Raw genomic sequence first — 16,035 nt, forward strand, 5'->3', positions numbered from 1 at the left:
GGCTCTGCCGCTTCGGGGAAGGGCGTCGGCTCTATCACGGACCGCTCGCGAGACCACCTGTGTTGTGGCTAGGCGCTCACTCTGACTGGTCTGAAGGCCTGCTGGTGAAGCCGAGGGGACCCCTGGCACCCACCTTCCTCACCGGCATGAGCATGAGGTTAAATTGTGAGTGGTGCTGGACAACCTCGGCCGGCCCGCCGTCGTCATCGAAGCCTCGCAGCGAGATCAACTCGCGGCTGATCGCCGTCGTCTCCTGGACGAAAAAGCTCGGACCACCCGGTGCGGACACCGCCACCACCGCAACCTCATGATCATCGTCGAGCTGGGCTTCGAAGGCCTTCAGGCGCTCGCCGAACCTCTCCAGCGCGATCTCGGCGGGGCGCGGCATGCCCGCTGCCACGGCTGACGCCAGCTTCTCCGGGATCGGCGTCGCCTCCCCAACCTTCACCCCTTCGCGGTACACACCCGTCGCCAGGGCTTGACTAGCGGCCCCGGCATAGCCGGACTTAAGCCCGGAAAGCGCCGATCCGAGGCCCATAGCACCAAAATTTTGAGCGGTTCTTCGATGGGTGGCTTCAATGCCAGCCGCGAATACGATCAGGGCCGGCATCCCAGGATCCGCATCATCGTCGCGCAGATGAGGGTGTCGCTCCAGGAGAGCACCTGCGAACTGCTCCAACTCCTGCTCCGTGACAGTGGCAGCCTCGGTGATGGTGACAGCAGTGCCATCCGCTTTCGTGGCGAGGGTAGCGAGAAATCCCCGAGCATAATCGGTTGGGGCAGGCACAGGGCTGTGCCCGTAGTGCTTCGAGGCTTGGAGGCGATCCGAGACCTTGATACGGCGGCAACGAAGCGTTCCAAGTGTCGCTGTCCGGAGGCTGAAGGCTGCCGCCGGTGTCTGATCCTCTTCCCCCAACATATCCGCCTTCCCCGTTCATGGTTTCGCTGGACCGCTAGGAACAGCAACCGCAAGGTTTTCGCGTAGATGGGGAGCCAATCTGATCCTTGAAGGCCGCTCGGCGATCCATCGTGCCTACGCGGATAGTCGGATCCCTCGTGATGCTTCGGCGCTTTACCGTGGTCGTGCTATACAGCTATAACGCTGCAGCACTATGGCGGCGTATCTCCAGACGGACCGATGAAGAACACGAGCAGGCAGCGCAGCCGGTGCCGAACCCCCGAAACTGCTGTCGCGCCGCGTGCCCTGAGTGAAGCGGAGCGTCGGGCCGAGAAGATGGCCAAGCAGGTCGCGGGCCTGCCGGAAGTCGAGCGGAAGCTGGCGGGTGAGGCCGCGGATCGCGTGCTCGGCCGTCGCGTTCCGCACAAATGGGCCCTGCAGGAGCGGGAGGGGCAGGACCGGTGCGTGCCCGAGTTCGGGAGTCCGGCCGCTAACACCTTCCGGCAGCTCGACGCCTTCGGGACCGCCTCGCCCGACTTCGCGGCCCTGATGCTGCGGCAGGTGATGTCCGCCTCCGAGGTGCAGGGCATCAACGACATCGGGGTGGCCGACCTCAACGCTGGTCTAGCCGCGGTCGAGGCGGTGCGGCCCGAGAACGAGGTCGAGGCGATGCTCGCCGTCCAGATGTACGGCACGCACACCGCGGCGATGCGGATGCTGGCAACCGCGATGAAGGGTGGCGCGCCTGAGGTGATCGCAGCCTACGGCAGCCTCGCGACGAAGCTCCTGCGCACCTACACAGCCCAGACCGAGGCGCTCGCGAAGCTCCGGCGCGGCGGGGAGCAGAAGGTCACCGTGGAGCACGTCCATGTCTACCAGGGTGGTCAGGCAATCGTCGGCCACGTCGCAGCAGGAGGGGGCGGGGCTCAGCTCGGAAGCGGACAGCAACCTCATGCACTCGAAGGTCCCGCAGCCCATGCCCTTCCGCTTGGCGCGCCGATGCTGCGCCAAGACGAGGTCGGGCGAGCCCTGCCGGTCACCGGCCGTCAGCGGAAAGGCCCGGTGCCGCATGCACGGCGGGGCCAAGGGAAGCGGCGCGCCGAAGGGTAGGCAGAACGGGGCCTATCGGCACGGCCTGCGGACGCAAGAGATGAAGGCTGCGCAACGGACGACCCGGGAGCTGATCCAGCAGGCGAAGGAGACGCTCGGCTGGGCGTAGGCCCCATGCAGCCTGTTTCGATTTGACACGTGGGCGATGATGGCCGAGGCTGGCTGCCGCTTCTCGAGCCTAGGACAGGCCATGCTCGCGGTCGTGATCTCTGCAGTGGCTCCGGTGGTCAGCGCCATTGGAACGTTTGTGGCGGCCTACTGGGTCGAGATCCTGATCGCCTGCGCGTGCCTCTTCATGCTCTTCAAGGTGGTCCGTCATGGGAAGCGCGGCACGAAGCACCCTCAGTTCGAGTGGGCGAAGCTTCTCATAGAGCTGCTGCACGTCTTCCGGCATCCGAACCCCATCAGCATTCTCTTGCTCGTAATCGGCATGTTCGGAGCGATCTTCGGCGGCCACAGCAACGACCATCATAACGATGGTCCGCCCATGAGCGGCCCGACCCAGACGCTCTAGGCGCAGAGCGAGTCCACAGCCTCATCAAGGTGTCGCTCGGCTTCCAGGGCCATGGGATGCCGCCGCACGTGCCCGGGCAGATCCTCGAACAGAGCGCGTAGGGCGCCCCGCACGGCTAGACTATCCCCGACGTCGATACCCCTCAGCCTAAGAAGGCGCGTGGCTGCCTCTGCGCGCCGACGGTTGAGATCGGCAAGTTCGTTCGAGGCCTCGCCCGCCATTAAGGCCGCGCGGTAGTGCTGCACGGTCTCGTAACCCAGGCCGCGTGCGTGTCCCTCGGCGACGGCTTCCCGTTCGGCCATGTGCCCGAGGTGGCCGGCGATGAGCAACGTGAGGAGGTTGATGCCACCCATGTAGGGCTGCCGCATGAGCGAGAGGCCGACGCAAGCCTGCTCCAGGGCAGCGAGGCGTCGCTTGAGGAAGCTCCGCGTCATGCCCGGGCCTCCGCGCGGATCGCTTCAGGGGAAAGGCCGCAGGATTGCATCCACTCGTCGAGCCGCGCCGCCACGTCGCCCCAGCCCGTGTCTGGCTCGCGCCCGGCCTTAGCAGGGGCCTCATCGAGGATCCGGACCAGGGCGCGGAGGATCTGCTCGTCGTCGGTATTGTGGCGGTCGACGCCCTCCGTGCGGAGGAGGCGCGTCACGCCGTCACCCATCCTGACGCCCCACACGTCGGCGTCTGCCCTCGCCTCCTCGTCCATCTCGGCCCAGTCGGCGTAGCCCAGCCCGCGGGCAAGCCCATCGCTGACGCCTTCCACGCTGCGGCTCGGTTCGAGGTCCTGCGGCCGCGGGTAGCCGCCGAGCCGCGTGGCGATGGCGTACATCAGGACCGGGATCATGCCCGGAGGCACGTCCTCGGGCCCGCGGGCCGTAGCGCGCTCGAGGCGGTGTAGGCGATCCACCATCTTGGACGTCATCGTTTCGCTCCTGCGTTGGCTTCGAGGGCAGCAAGGCGTTCGGCGAAGTCCTTGGTCTCCACGGCCCGCACGTGGGCCTCGACCAGCTTGGACAGCTCGGCAGCCTCGGCCGCGGTGAGGTCGCCGTCGGCGACGGCCTGGAGGAGGGCGGTGGTCGCCTTGGGCAGGTCCTGCGGCCCCTCGATGGGCGGCAAGCCGAAGCGGATGATGCGGTCCTTCCGGGCGGGGATCAGGCGTTCGAGGCACAGGCGCATCGCGACGGTGTCGCCGGCCTTAGCCATCTCGATCGCCTTGCGGGTGATCGCCTTGGCCTCGCCGTCGAGCAGCTCCTCAAGGGCCAGGGCCGAGCGGTTGCGGGACCCCCTCGGCCTGCCAGCCGGATTGCCACTCCGCCCCTTCTCGAAAGCTCTGCCCCGCGTCGTCATGCTGAAACTCTGCAACGGTGTAGCGCTACAGCGGGATACCGCCGCAGCGGGAGAGCGCTGTAAAGAGCAGCGCGCGAACAGCGGGTCGAACCTATGCGCCGTGACCCGCGAGCGCTCCCGAGCCCTCGCGTCACACCCGGGCCCCGCAGCGCCGGGCTCGTCATCGGATTGCCTCCGGGTGCGACGGAGCAAGGCGCTGGACCTCAGCGCGGCAGTCGTCGAGTGAGATCCCGAACCGACGCGCCATCGCCAGTGCGACCGGCGCGCCGAAGGTGATGAGCGCCTCGGCCACCAGCTCGCGGCGCGCGGCGGCCGGGAGGCCTGCGATCTGGCAGTTGAGCTCGTGGACAGGAGACTTGTAGCGCCGGGCCATGACCGCTCCTCAGGCTGCGAAGGGGGCATTAGCAGGGGCGGCGTCCCTCGTCGCGGATCCGCTGGCCCATGCGCTCGATGTCTGCGCGCAGTGCGGCGAGGGACGCCGTCAGGCTCTGACGGCTCTGGTCGACCTCGATCCCCGGCCAGTACTCCAGCCACGACAGCCGGGCGCGCACGTCGTTGAGCGACTTGGCCGGCAGGGTGTCGAGCAAGTCCTCCAAGAGGCTCTGCCGGACCTCGACGAACCCGTGAGGGTTGTAGTCTGGGAAAAAGGCCGCGCGGTCGCGCCCCAGCTTCTCGGTTGCCGCGTGCTCGGCCCAGACCTCGGCGACCGTGGATGGCATCGGCCAAGCCGCCGCGACGGCCTCCCGCAGCCGCACCGGCATGTTCTTGCGGCCGTCCAGCCAGTACCAGCCGGCGAGCCGGTAGAGCTCGTTCCAGGTCTCACCCTGGCCGAGGAGCGGCGCGCAGGCTTGACGCAGCGCAGCTTCCATCGGCGTGTCGGCGAACACGGCATCCTCGCTGCCGTACTCGGCCAGCGCCGCGGTGCGGCGGTCGGCGCGCTCCCGATCCCGCTCGGCGCGCTGGGCTCGAAGCTCCGGCGTGTTGAAGATGTCGTGGAAGGCCTGCGCTATCGTCTCGGCGGCCGTCGCCGACCTGGGGGCGTCGAGTTGCGCCTCCGCCTGCCGCACAGTGAGTCCGGCCTTGCCGGCGAGCGCCTTCATCCGGGCGGCCGCTGCGGCTTTCTCGCCCGGGTTGGCAGTGCTGTCGTGGAGGGCGCGCGCCTTGGCGAAGGTCGATAGCGTGGGGGCCATGATCGCCTCAGGCCGCGCGGTGGGTAGCGATGAACGACGCCAGGACCTGCCGGCGGTCGATGCTGGCGAGGCGGTTGAGGGCGGCGACCGCGGCCTCGAGGGCGGCGGGATCCTGTTCGGCCCTGCGCAGCAAGGTGGCGAGTTCAGCGCCGCGAGGGCCGGTCAGCAGGCGGACGATGACCCGGAGCGCCCGGAGTTGAGCCCGCTGCTCAGCCGGGTCGATGTCGGGGACGAACGGCCCCCAGCGGTCAGCGGCGGGGATCATCGATCGCCCCACTGTGAGGCGGAACCACACACCACACCACACCCCACACCCCATAAAGGAGTGTGGTGGTGGTGGTGGTGGTCCACGGTTTCCACGGTGGACCACAGTTGAACTGTGGAAGTGTGGAGGGGCTTCATGTGAGTTCTCCGACCACGAGCATGGTCTGATCTCGGCCGGTCCTCCCGTTGCGGTGGCTCTCCGTTTTGAGGCAGCCGTTCCGCTTCCACATCGCGAGGAGTTTGGAGATCCGCTTGCGGTCGCTCTGGTCGCTCGCGTCCAGGCCGAGGACTGATGCGACGACCTTCCCGGCCCAATTCCCGGCCCGGACATCGTCCGCCCAGGTGCCGCCCGCAATGGCGTCCTGCACCTTCCGGACATCGCCGGGCTGCAGGGCGTCGGACAGGGTCGGCAGACTCCACTCTGCGACGACGCCGACGATGTCGCCCGGCATGTCCGGAGTCTCGTTCCCGAGCGGGACGCTAACGAGCTGCCGCCACGCCGCATCCTCGGCCGGGGGCTGCATGTTCGACTTGCCGTCATCGACCCTGAAGTACCGGCGGCGCTTGTCGGCCTCGACACCGGCCTGAGCAGCCTCGTCGGTCGACATCACGTTGAGGACGCGGGCTGACCGCACAGCACCGATCAGCGCTGAGCCGCCGCGGGCGTCCTCGACGGTGAAGGTGGCTTGGCCTGCGATCGTCTTTCTGACGTGGTGGACGAATTCGACCCCGCAATTGCCGCCCTCGGCCACCTGACCCGCCGCCTTCGCGACACGATCGATGGAGGCGTTGTCGTTTTCCGGCACGTCATGGCAGGCGACGAAAGGATCGAGGATGAGCTGATCAATCCGCCGCTCGCGGATCTCGGAGATCAGGGCATCGACCATGGGTTGCGCGACGACCGTGGCATCCCGGTTCCGGGTGGCGATCTTGATCGGGACATCGCGGCCGCTGTCGATGAAGAGCCGGCCGCCGATGTCCTGGGCGCTGATCCCGAAGTGGACGCAGGCCGCCGCCAAGCGACGCTCGATCTCCTCGCGTGGGTCCTCGCCGTTCCAGACCCAGACTCGAAGCGGCTCGGGCACGCGCACGCCGAGCAACGGCCTGCCGGTAACCATCGCCAGGGCCTCGACCAGGACGAGACTGGTCTTGCCGAGGCCGCCCGGTGCAATGGTGGCCGTGGTATAGCGGCGCACGTAGTGGCGACCGTAGAGCCATTGCCTGCACGGGATCGAGCGTGGATCGCCCAGCGCGAAGGGCGTGGCGGTGATCCGAGGCTCTGCAGCCTCGCGATTGCTCTCGGGCGGGGGGAAGCGACCATCTTCGCCTACCGGTTCGCGCGGCGTGCGCCTGAACGGGTGGACGGTCGCCACTGCCTCGGGATCGATCGGCTCGCGGGTTTCCATCAGCGCCCGGCCTCCCTGATCGCGTCGTTGAGGTCGCCAGTCACGCGCGGAGTCACAACCAGGACCTCGCGCTGCGCGTCGCACCAGCGGCTGCCGACCTGCTCCACGGCGGCCGCGCTGGCGCCGCTGTCGCCGGTCTCGGCGCACACTGTGAGCGCCTCGACGCCGGGCAGGACGGGGAAGGCCGCGATCCCGCTGACGCTGCCTGCGGCCCACATGGGCCTGAAGCCAAGAGTCATCCCGGCGAGCCCGGATTCGATGCCCTCGGCGAGGGCGAGGCCCGCGATCACCTCGGCGTCGGGGGTCAGCTTGACCGCCGCGCCGAGCGCCCGGCCTAGCATCTTTCGGCCGACTTTCGCGCCGGTCACCGGATCCAAGCGGGTGCGGTGCAGGCCTACGACTTCATCGGTGCGGAGGTCGCGGAAGGCGCAGAGCATCATCGGGACGCGCTCGCCCTCCCACGGGCCCGCCGGATGGAACCGGACCGCATGCCCGCACACCCCCAGCGGCAGGATGAGCTTGCGGTGCTCGGCCAGATACCTCTCGACCAGGCTGCCCCGCGGGTCCCGCTCGGCCTCGCGCCAGATCCGGACGACGCGCTCGGCCTTGATCCGAGCCTCGGCCTCCCGGGCGACGCGTTGCTGCTCGCGGGCGCGCTCCTGACGCGCAACCTCTCGCGGATCCGGGCGCTCGATCCGGTCTCGGGCCTCCCACCGGGGGAGACCACACGTCATGTCGACGTAGTCCCGGAGCGCGAGCGGATCGTCCCCGGCGAACGAGGTGACGCTGTACCCGTTGCGCATGCTCGGATCGATCAGGATCCGCCCGGACAGGTCACCTGGGCCGTGGTTCGGAGCCCGGAAGCTGACGCCGCCGGACATGACCTTACCCTGCAGGCTGCGGGCGAAATCGTGGAGGGTCAGCACGAGCCGCGCCTCCTGATGTCGGAGGCCGGCTCGCCCATCTGAGCGTATTGCTCTCCGACGGCATGGGCGAGCGTGCCAGGCCGTGCGGCCGTCTCATAGGCTGCCCGGCACCTTGCCTCAGACAGGTCCGTATCCTGGTCGGCTGGCCCGAGGATCATGGCGCGGAGCCGGACGCCGGGGTGCACCTGCCAAACCGCGGCGTACCAGCGTTCGCCCGGCACGCCGGCACTGAGGCCGGCGACGCTGGCCGTTTCGACCTCGCTTGGAGAGGCGATACGGAGCCGGTAGCTTCGATCCGGACGCCGCGCGAAGAACCGGCGATCGGCCTCGGCGGTCGGCCCGTTCTGCTCGGTCAGTTGCCGTAGCCGCCGCCGGACAGCTCGAGTGAGCGGGGGCGCTGTCATCGTGACGCCTCATCAGCCGCCTGCAGGGCGGCGATCAGCTCGCCGAGCTTCTCGCGCTTGAGGCTGATACCCTTCCTCGTGGGGCGCTTCTCTCCGCCTGATCCGTCGAAGTCCGCGAAGGTGCGCACATCGACGAGGTCATACCCGTTGAAGGTGCTCAGGCTGACCCGGACCTCTTCGAGGGCGTTCTTGGTGACGATCGCGATCGTTCGAGCTTGCGTCACGACCGGGCGCTCCGTGCGGCGAGGCGCGAAGCAACCCAGTCCTCCACGGCATCCAGCGTGGCACCGTGGAGTTCGCTGAGAAAGGTATCCCGGTCGAAGACGACGTACCCGCTCCGCTGCTCTCGCAGCCGCATGCCCCATCGGCGAAGCTGGTCACGAAGCTTCCGTTCGCGCCTCCTCCGCGCATCGCCTTCGGCAAGGGCGCGGAAGAGTGCGGCTCGCCGCTCCTCGACAGACGGGATCTCAGGCTGCTCGATCACGCGCTCGCCCTCCAAGTGTCCAGGGAGGGAAAGGCCAGTTCGGCCATCAGCGCCGCAGTTGCCGGGGAACACCCGTAGCGGGATCTGAACAGTGCTTGTCGAAGAGCCTGGGCTGGCGTATTTCCCTCGGTGTCGACCGCCAAGACGACATTCGAGGACCCGCCGGAGCCCGCGCGCTTCGCGCGGGTCTTCACGTTCATGGGCTGCTGTTCCTGCTGTTGTGCGCCGGCCGCCTCGGGCTCGACGATGTTGCGGAGCCAGCGGGCCGCGCCCGCCAGCGGCGGGTGATCAGGCGGCGAGCGGGGCCTGCGGGGGCGACGGAGGCAGTCCCAGCATCTCCCGCAGCTTCGCGGTCGGGACGCGGTACTGCCCGCCGATCTTAATGCTCGGGATGTCGCCCGCTTCGCGAGCGCGATAGGCGGCGTTCTTCCCAATCCCGAGAACCCGACCTGCCAGCGCCACATCCACAGTGGGCTTGGTCAGGACCTCCATGATGTCGTCGCCCATCGGATCCTCGCTTTATGCGGTGCTAACGCCGCACAAAGGTATGGATCAGGTTCGATCACGTTGGCAAGAGGTAATTGCGGTGTTATCACCGCACAGAAGAGACGGAGAGGGTTGGACGATGACAGACGGTGAGGTCCCGGCGAAAAAAGGCGGACGGCCGCGGCTGTACCCTGGGACGGAGAAGCGTCCGACCCTTACGTTCCGCGTCAGAGGCGACATGCACCAGAGGCTGCAAGAGTCAGCTCAGGCAGAAGGGCGCTCCCTTAGCGAGGAGATTGAGCATCGATTGCATAAAAGCTTTTATGAGAAGGAGCTTATAGATCTAGTGAGAGACGTTTCATGGAAAAATGCTGTAGATACATGGAGCGAATTCAGAGCAAACGCTGTGGGGGGACAACTCAACGATCAGGTCGGCTTTGTCTTTGCGTCGATACTCGGCAGCCTCCAGAACCACAGTGACAACGCCGGAGGGGATCGAAACTGGACGCGCGACCGTATCAAAGCGCTGGTCGAGGAGAAGGGCGCGTCCGAGATGATCCCGGCGCTGCTGGCCCAGTTCCCCTTCCCAGGCCCTGCCGATGGCACCCCGCACCCCGACGAGGCCCGCCGGCAAGAGGCGATCGAGCGCTCGCGAGTGACGCACGAGCGGAAAGGCATGCAGCCGGAGCAGGACTAAGGCGGTATCGGCTAATAAGCGGCAGCACGATCTGGTACTAATGGGTACAGCTTAAACTAAATTTAGATTGCTTCGGTTTGCGCAATTAGCGCAACACACTTTGCGTCTCATGTTGCATCCTTCGGCATCGCTTGGATACAGCCGATGCCGCCAGCCTACCCCTCTCACCTCTACATCCGCGTCGACCGTGAGTTGCGCGCCGCCCTAGTCCGCGGCGCGGCCGCTCAGGGCGAGAGCGTCTCCGTCTTCGCCCGCCGACGACTGCGGGATATCGTCGGTCTGCAAACCGAGCCTCCTCCGCCCCGGCGAGGCCCGGCCGCTGTCGTTGCAGAAGACCTCCATCGCGCCGGCGCGCATGCTCGCCGTGTCGCGCAGTCCATCGCTGTTCTGTCCGACCGCATTCATGGGGAGACCCGATGAACGACGTCCCGCCTTCCATCGCACCCGAAGCGGCAGCGCCCGCTTTCTCCAGCGACAAGCCGCGCTCACGCAGGATCGAACTCGAATGGCCGGTCGAGTACGGCGGCCGCACCTACCAAGCGCTGGTGATCCAACGCGTCACTACGGATCAGATCGCTGCCTGGACCAATGCGGTTCGGAAGAAGGACCCGAACGCCAACCTCGGCAACGTGGTCGATGATGACGGCGCACCCGTGCCGACCGCGGTCCTTGAGTTCCTCGACCCCGATGACAACGAGGAGGTGGGAGAGGCGATCGAGAGTTTTTTGCCCCGGCGGCTGCGCGAAGCCTTCACGTCGGACCAGGAGACGTCGACGAGCTCCTGATCTTCGCAGCGCGGCACCTGCACACCCCAATCCCGTACTTCTTGGGCCTCGATTGGGTCCGCTTCGTCGAGCTGGTCGCGATGACCAGAGACCAGATCATGGGGAGACGCCAGAATGGCTAGCAGGCTCGCCGCCAGCATCATCGTCCGCCTGACCGACCAGGCATCCAAACCGGCCACCCAGATTGCGAAGAACCTCCGGCAGATCGAGACTGCGGCCAAGCGCCTGAACGGCCTCGGTGGCAAGCTGGAGTTCAAGGGCGGGACCCGCAACCTCGATGCGATGGCCAAGTCGGCCCGGAAGCTCACTCGCGAGCTGCAGGCGGCGGCGAAGGCATCCATCGCGATCAGGGCACCGAGCGGGTTCAAGTCGCCGTTCGGCGGCATGCGGAAGGACGTGGCCGCCCTCGTGCGGGACATGGAGCGGCTGCGGCGCGCGTCTCGCCGGCTCGGTGGTCGCGGCGGCCGGTACCCGCCAGGCGACGACTGCCGCCCGCGCCGCGGACGGCGCTACTCGGGTGACCACGAGGCGGCATCCGCCCTCGGCGTCGGAGCTGCCTACCGGGCCGGGCGAGGTGGCCTTCGCGTTGCCCAGATGGCCGGTCGCGTCGGGGCCAACATGGCCCGCGAGACGAGCCGGGACAACTTGGCCGGCCTGACGAAGGAGCAGAGCGCGACCCTGGAGAAGCGAGCACTCTCGCTCTCAGGGCAGTACCCGAGCGTCGGGCAGAACACCCTCCACGAGATGCTGCGCGACACCAGCATGTCGATGGGCTCGGTCGAGAAGGCGATGCAGAACGCCGATGCGCTCGGCAAGATGGCGACGGTTGTTCAGTCGCTGAAAGGACCGGAAAAAGCAATTGATCAGGTCCGGCAGTTCTATGCTGGCCTGGATGTGCTCGGAAAGAACGTCGACCCCAAGCAGATCGAGCGCCTGTCGAACGCCTATACCAAGGCGATGGGCGTCGAGGGCGCCGAGCTGAACATGGGCAACGTCCTGACGATGGCCAAGCAGGCCAAGTCGGGAGGGGCCGCCCTCAACGATCGCTTCCTGATGTCGACTGTTCCGGCCCTCATGCAGGACCTCGGCGCGCCGCAGACCGGTACCGCGCTCTCATCCATGGTCGGACAGATCATTGGCGGGCGCGGCACCAAGAAGTCGGCCGCGTTCCAGCAATCGCTCGGCATGCGCGACAAGCACGGTCGGATGAGCGAGAGGGATAAGGCGCTCATCACCGAGGACCCGTTTCAGTACACGGTCAAGCGTCTGATCCCGCTGTTGGAAAAGAAGGGCATCGACGTCAACGACGAGACCAAGGTCGTCGAGATGATGTCGAAAGCCTTCTCGAACAGCCGTGTCGCAGACCTCTTCACGAAGATGATCACGCAGCGCTCGCAGTACGAGCGCAAGGCCGAGCAGTATGACCGGGCCCCCGGTCTGGCCGCTGCGGACACCCTGCGGCGGCAGGATCCCTATGTGGCTGCCGAGGGCGCAAAGCAGCAGGCGCTCAACACCTTGGGACAGGCGGCGGCCCCTTATGTCCCCGCGGTGACGGACGCCCTGAACAAGGCTGCCGATGCGCTCAGCAGCACGGCCCAGACCCTTGGGGACAATCCAGACTTGGCGAAGGTCGCGGCGCCGGTGGCAGCAACCATCGCCGGCACGATCGCCTCGTATCTTACCGGCAAGGGGCTCCTCGCTGCTGCGGGTAAGTCGAATGGGCTCTTCTCCGGCATCGCTCGCCTCGGCGGACACGCCCTCGTGGGCATGGGCACGGCCGGCATGACAGGACTGCCGCTCTCTGGTGGCGCTGCGGCCGGCGCCGCCATGCAGGAGTCGGATGCCCTCAACGAAGGCCTGCTGACGAACGCCCTCCTTGGCCGGAAGACGGCGATGCGGCGCCTCCTCGAGGAGCAGGAGGCGATCCAGGCCCGGTTGCGCCAACAGGACTCGGCGGCGTCCATTCTGCGCGGCCAGGGCTCGTTCACGCGCATGCGGGCCGGCACCCTTGGCGGCGCCGGTGGGCCCGTCTCCACGCCCTACACCACTTCCCGTGGCACCTTCGGCGACTTCCTGTTCGGGCCCGCAAGGGGCTCGGCTGACCTGCCGGGGTTCGGCGCCGGTACCAAGACGATGCCGACCGGCGGCGCGTCCCAGATCGAGGAGGCGACGAGAGCCCTGGCCGCCTACAAAGCCGAACTCGCCGGCATCGAGCAGCAGCTCACCGGCCTCAAGGCTTCGGGTGAGGCAGCCTTCAGGCCTGAGACCCTCGGGCTCGAGGATCGAAAGGGCCAGCTCGAAAGCATGATCTCGGAGACGCAACGAAAGCTGCAGGAGCTGAGCGGCACCACCGCCACCCCGAAGGTCGAACTCGCCGGCCTTGACAGCCTGACTACCGGCCTGGGCACGGCAAAAGGCGGCATCACCGAACTCGGTGGCATGACGGCCCACCCATCCTTCGACACCGGCTCCCTGGACGCCTTCATCGGCAAGCTCGGCACCGCACGCAGCATGATGCGGGAGCTGAAGGCGGAAGCATCCTCGATGCCTTCTCCCGGTGGGTCGAGCAGCGCCGTCCGCCGCGCCATCACGAGCCTCGACCGGTCGAAACAAACTGCCATGGCCTACAACCCTGTCAGCGCAGGGTAGCGGAAGGAGCCATTACCCATGCGAGAGCCAGCCGTCGCACTGACCTACGGCACACGGGACCTCATGCCGGTCTGGGGGCCGCTGCTGGTCAGCGTCACCATCACCGACGAGAAGGGCATCGAGTCCGACAAGCTGGTCGTGGAGCTCGACGACAAGGACGGGCAGTGTGTCTACCCGGGCGTCGGGGAGGTAGTGACGGTTGAGATCGGCTACGTCGGTGAGGCCGGCCGCGTCCGGGGTGAGTTCGAGATCGATCAGATCGACATGGAGGGCTGGCCGCAGAAGATCACCATCCATGGCACCCCGGTTTCTGCGAAAAAGGCCACGAAGGAGAACCGGACCGAGGCGCATAAGAAGGAGGACACCCCAACCGTGGGGGACTTGGCCAAGAAGATCGCCAAGCGCAACGGCTGGACCCCGAAGGTGGCATCCGAGATCGCCAAGATCCCCGTCGAGTACGAGGGACAGGCGGGTGAGACGGATGCTGCGTTCCTCACCCGCCTCGCGCGCCGCTACGGCGCGATCTTGACCGTCAAACAAGGCCGAATGGTCATGACGAAGGCCGCGGCGGGCAAGTCCGCCTCAGGCCTTACGCTTCCTGCCCTCAAGGTCGCACCGGGCGTGAACTTGGTCAGCTACCGCGCTTCCTGGAAGGGGCGGGAGAGGCATGGCAAGGCCCAAGCCCACTACTTCGACCGCAGAGACGTGAAGCGGATCGACGTGGATGCCGGGCAAGGGGAGATCACGTACCGCCTCCGGCAGCCCTTCAAGTCTCGCGACGAGGCGAAGAGGGCGGCCGAGGCCGCCGTGGCCAGCCTCGCTCGGCAGGAAGGATCGGCCACCTTTGTGATCGAGGGTGACACCGCTGTCGGTGCGGAGCAGCCCATCGACGTCAGCGGCATCCGCGGCCGCGTGGATGGGCGCTGGAACGCGACCCGGGCTGAGCACCAGGTCGAGGACGGCAAGTACCTAACTACCCTCGAATGCGAGACGCCGGGGTCCGAGAGCGGCGAAGGCGGTTCTAGCGAGGAGTAGCGGTGTTCTGCTCGATGCGCTCTAGCAGTGCGATCACGCGGGCGAAGCCGACCGTGATGGCACCGAAGAGCACCAAGCCCAGCCCCACCGGGAGAACAACCCCGACGTACCGGTCGGGCTGGTAGACGCCGGGCGAGATCTCGTAGCCGAGCAGAAGCACGCCGAGTAGCATCGCCAGCCCGCCGAACACGCGCAGCACCGTCTTCGCCATGGCTCGCTTGGTCCCACCTTTCAGCGCACGTCGATACCCTGCACGCTGATGAGAGATCGGTCGAGTAGGGCCGCAAGCGCTGAAGCTGCGGCGATGCTGGGTGGTGTCTCAGTTTGAAATTGCAACTAGGTCGGGCATTGGCGGCCCCTCCGATATGGCCAAAGTGCCCGTCACCTAATCCTTAGACATTGCGTGCTGATAGGCCCATTCGTTGTATTCATCCTCATCCATTTCATCACTGTCATCGTATATGATTTCATAGTCCTTCATCGGGGCGCCGTTCTGAAAATAATCCTCCAGTTCAACGAAGGCTTTCCCTATGGAATTAAGTTCAACTTTCAACTGATGGGTTTCGGCTTCGGTCATTCCAAATGAGTCGGTTAAAGGGTGCGTGTGATTGTATTCCAACCAAGGGAATGCCCAATTCATGTACTCATGAATTCCCCGCCTGGTGTGCCAGCGCTCTAAAACAATATCAGGCTTCGGCTTGTTTTCGTTCTTAAACCTAAACCAAGCGCCTCGCATGGAGAGGCTCTTGTGGTTCATCTCTATCACAGTTAAATACGCATCATGCGCGTCACGAACGGCGCACATCAAGGGATAATCGAGCGCTAGATGGTTGCGATCGAATGCAGTCGGATCGCCTGCTAGGCCAGCGCTGAATGCCGGCAATGCATTTTCATCTAATACATTGGATCGAGGTATACGAATATACCAATTACCCTTTTTGGATTTCTTGATAAGATGCCGCTCCACTTTCTGCCAGATGGTAAGACCGGTTTCTGGCTCGTGAAGTATGATATAAACCGGCAACTGGTGGCGCAACCAATAATCAAAATGCCAATCGCTAATATTGTGACGCACGCCATTGGAATTTTCAGACGCGAACCAGGATGGGCCCGTTTTTATTTGCAAAGCGAGAAGTTGCCCCGTGGGACGCTTTCCAGTTTTCGGCTCAACGTGAGCATCTATTCCCCAATCGTGAAGCGGCTGCTCTCTAAACAGCCAGTCGTGTCGCGAGAAGAAAATCTCACTCACACCTACGCCTATCCTGCTTGTAGTGTCTCTACCACGACCGGTCATCAGATTGCCTCAGCAAATAATTTTACTTTCCTGCTCGAAAAATCTCGAGCAATGGCTGTTTTTGCTAATACGGCCTTGCTTGCAGGGGATGGGCGCGGCAGCCTCCACCAACGCGGCGATGTCCTCCATGCCCCGAAGGCGATCGCTGATCTCCGCCGCCATCGCGGGCGTGACCCTCAGTGTCTTCTCGGCGCCGTTCAGCAGCTACATGACGCAAGCGGCTTCGTCCTACTGCCCGCCGCTCCGGCGCTTCGCTGCCGTTCTGCGCGCGATCTCGGCTCGCCGCTCCGGCGTCATAGGCGCAGCCAGCGCGGCGGCTCCCCTCCGGCCCATCTCGGCCGCAGCCTGGTTGTTCTCAAGCTTCTCCGGCCGTAGTCCTCGTGCCCTTCCCCGGTGGCGATTTGAGCCACACGGGATGGCATTGCCGATCGCGTCGGCGGGGCGCTTCTCGCTCTTGGGTCCGGTGGCCATCAGATCCGTTCCCACTGGTAGGGCGAAACTGTAGTGTTCTTGTCCATCAGCGGGGGCTGCTGTGAGCCTGCCATCCAGTCG

General features: G+C 66.0%; 22 protein-coding genes. 6 read left to right on the forward strand and 16 right to left on the reverse strand.

What is annotated here, in order from left to right; translation table 11 throughout:
* Window positions 1–76: 76 nt before the first annotated feature.
* Window positions 77–610 (reverse strand): DUF6173 family protein, encoded by a 534-nt coding sequence (locus tag ACLBXP_RS24415; protein ID WP_447670432.1) that lies wholly within the window; start codon window positions 608–610, stop codon window positions 77–79.
* 1,264 nt (window positions 611–1,874) lie between these two features.
* Here ACLBXP_RS24415 and ACLBXP_RS24420 point away from each other — a divergent pair.
* A complete protein-coding gene (locus ACLBXP_RS24420) occupies window positions 1,875–2,117 on the forward strand; it encodes an HGGxSTG domain-containing protein (protein WP_447670433.1) in 243 nt (80 codons plus the stop codon).
* A gap of 81 nt (window positions 2,118–2,198) precedes the next feature.
* Window positions 2,199–2,522: a hypothetical protein gene (locus tag ACLBXP_RS24425; protein WP_447670434.1), complete on the forward strand. Its 324-nt coding sequence runs from the start codon at window positions 2,199–2,201 to the stop codon at window positions 2,520–2,522.
* On the opposite strand, the gene ACLBXP_RS24430 is transcribed toward ACLBXP_RS24425, so the two are convergent.
* The 13 genes from ACLBXP_RS24430 to ACLBXP_RS24490 form a co-directional block, all read right to left on the reverse strand.
* A complete protein-coding gene (locus ACLBXP_RS24430) occupies window positions 2,519–2,956 on the reverse strand; it encodes a hypothetical protein (protein WP_447670435.1) in 438 nt (145 codons plus the stop codon). The genes ACLBXP_RS24425 and ACLBXP_RS24430 overlap by 4 nt on opposite strands.
* Window positions 2,953–3,438, reverse strand: coding sequence for a hypothetical protein (locus tag ACLBXP_RS24435; RefSeq protein ID WP_447670436.1), 486 nt, complete (start codon window positions 3,436–3,438; stop codon window positions 2,953–2,955). The genes ACLBXP_RS24430 and ACLBXP_RS24435 overlap by 4 nt, the downstream gene beginning before the upstream one ends.
* Window positions 3,435–3,863, reverse strand: a complete 429-nt coding sequence (locus tag ACLBXP_RS24440) for a DUF5681 domain-containing protein (RefSeq protein ID WP_447670437.1) — start codon at window positions 3,861–3,863, stop codon at window positions 3,435–3,437. The genes ACLBXP_RS24435 and ACLBXP_RS24440 overlap by 4 nt, the downstream gene beginning before the upstream one ends.
* Before the next feature lie 160 nt (window positions 3,864–4,023).
* Entirely contained in the window at window positions 4,024–4,236 is a 213-nt protein-coding gene (locus tag ACLBXP_RS24445; protein WP_447670438.1) for a hypothetical protein, read from the reverse strand.
* 28 nt (window positions 4,237–4,264) lie between these two features.
* Complete coding sequence (locus tag ACLBXP_RS24450; protein WP_447670439.1) at window positions 4,265–5,053, reverse strand: hypothetical protein; 789 nt, start codon at window positions 5,051–5,053, stop codon at window positions 4,265–4,267.
* Between the two features lie 7 nt (window positions 5,054–5,060).
* Entirely contained in the window at window positions 5,061–5,318 is a 258-nt protein-coding gene (locus tag ACLBXP_RS24455; protein ID WP_447670440.1) for a hypothetical protein, read from the reverse strand.
* A 133-nt stretch (window positions 5,319–5,451) separates the two neighbouring features.
* Entirely contained in the window at window positions 5,452–6,723 is a 1,272-nt protein-coding gene (locus tag ACLBXP_RS24460) for an AAA family ATPase (protein ID WP_447670441.1), read from the reverse strand.
* Complete coding sequence (locus ACLBXP_RS24465; RefSeq protein ID WP_447670442.1) at window positions 6,723–7,649, reverse strand: DUF7146 domain-containing protein; 927 nt, start codon at window positions 7,647–7,649, stop codon at window positions 6,723–6,725. The genes ACLBXP_RS24460 and ACLBXP_RS24465 overlap by 1 nt, the downstream gene beginning before the upstream one ends.
* A complete protein-coding gene (locus tag ACLBXP_RS24470) occupies window positions 7,643–8,053 on the reverse strand; it encodes a hypothetical protein (RefSeq protein ID WP_447670443.1) in 411 nt (136 codons plus the stop codon). The genes ACLBXP_RS24465 and ACLBXP_RS24470 overlap by 7 nt, the downstream gene beginning before the upstream one ends.
* Entirely contained in the window at window positions 8,050–8,277 is a 228-nt protein-coding gene (locus ACLBXP_RS24475; protein ID WP_447670444.1) for a transcriptional coactivator p15/PC4 family protein, read from the reverse strand. Before ACLBXP_RS24475 ends, ACLBXP_RS24470 begins: the two co-directional genes overlap by 4 nt.
* Entirely contained in the window at window positions 8,274–8,537 is a 264-nt protein-coding gene (locus ACLBXP_RS24480) for a hypothetical protein (protein WP_447670445.1), read from the reverse strand. The genes ACLBXP_RS24475 and ACLBXP_RS24480 overlap by 4 nt, the downstream gene beginning before the upstream one ends.
* Window positions 8,534–8,737, reverse strand: a complete 204-nt coding sequence (locus tag ACLBXP_RS24485) for a hypothetical protein (protein WP_447670446.1) — start codon at window positions 8,735–8,737, stop codon at window positions 8,534–8,536. Before ACLBXP_RS24485 ends, ACLBXP_RS24480 begins: the two co-directional genes overlap by 4 nt.
* Before the next feature lie 88 nt (window positions 8,738–8,825).
* Window positions 8,826–9,044: a helix-turn-helix domain-containing protein gene (locus ACLBXP_RS24490; protein ID WP_447670447.1), complete on the reverse strand. Its 219-nt coding sequence runs from the start codon at window positions 9,042–9,044 to the stop codon at window positions 8,826–8,828.
* 118 nt (window positions 9,045–9,162) lie between these two features.
* Here ACLBXP_RS24490 and ACLBXP_RS24495 point away from each other — a divergent pair, with 118 nt between their 5' ends.
* The 4 genes from ACLBXP_RS24495 (at window position 9,163) to ACLBXP_RS24510 (ending at window position 14,189) form a co-directional block, all read left to right on the forward strand.
* A complete protein-coding gene (locus tag ACLBXP_RS24495; RefSeq protein ID WP_447670448.1) occupies window positions 9,163–9,720 on the forward strand; it encodes a hypothetical protein in 558 nt (185 codons plus the stop codon).
* Between the two features lie 416 nt (window positions 9,721–10,136).
* Window positions 10,137–10,505 carry a hypothetical protein gene (locus ACLBXP_RS24500; protein ID WP_447670449.1) on the forward strand — a complete coding sequence of 123 codons (369 nt, stop codon included), beginning with the start codon at window positions 10,137–10,139 and terminating at the stop codon, window positions 10,503–10,505.
* Window positions 10,506–10,619: 114 nt separating this feature from the next.
* Window positions 10,620–13,154 carry a hypothetical protein gene (locus tag ACLBXP_RS24505; protein ID WP_447670450.1) on the forward strand — a complete coding sequence of 845 codons (2,535 nt, stop codon included), beginning with the start codon at window positions 10,620–10,622 and terminating at the stop codon, window positions 13,152–13,154.
* Window positions 13,155–13,172: 18 nt separating this feature from the next.
* Complete coding sequence (locus tag ACLBXP_RS24510) at window positions 13,173–14,189, forward strand: phage late control D family protein (RefSeq protein WP_447670451.1); 1,017 nt, start codon at window positions 13,173–13,175, stop codon at window positions 14,187–14,189.
* On the opposite strand, the gene ACLBXP_RS24515 is transcribed toward ACLBXP_RS24510, so the two are convergent.
* Window positions 14,176–14,400 carry a hypothetical protein gene (locus ACLBXP_RS24515; protein ID WP_447670452.1) on the reverse strand — a complete coding sequence of 75 codons (225 nt, stop codon included), beginning with the start codon at window positions 14,398–14,400 and terminating at the stop codon, window positions 14,176–14,178. The two genes, ACLBXP_RS24510 and ACLBXP_RS24515, sit on opposite strands and share 14 nt — an antisense overlap.
* A gap of 174 nt (window positions 14,401–14,574) precedes the next feature.
* Complete coding sequence (locus ACLBXP_RS24520) at window positions 14,575–15,438, reverse strand: DUF4365 domain-containing protein (RefSeq protein ID WP_447670453.1); 864 nt, start codon at window positions 15,436–15,438, stop codon at window positions 14,575–14,577.
* Window positions 15,439–16,035 lie beyond the last annotated feature (597 nt).

This window comes from Methylobacterium sp. A54F (assembly GCF_053346035.1).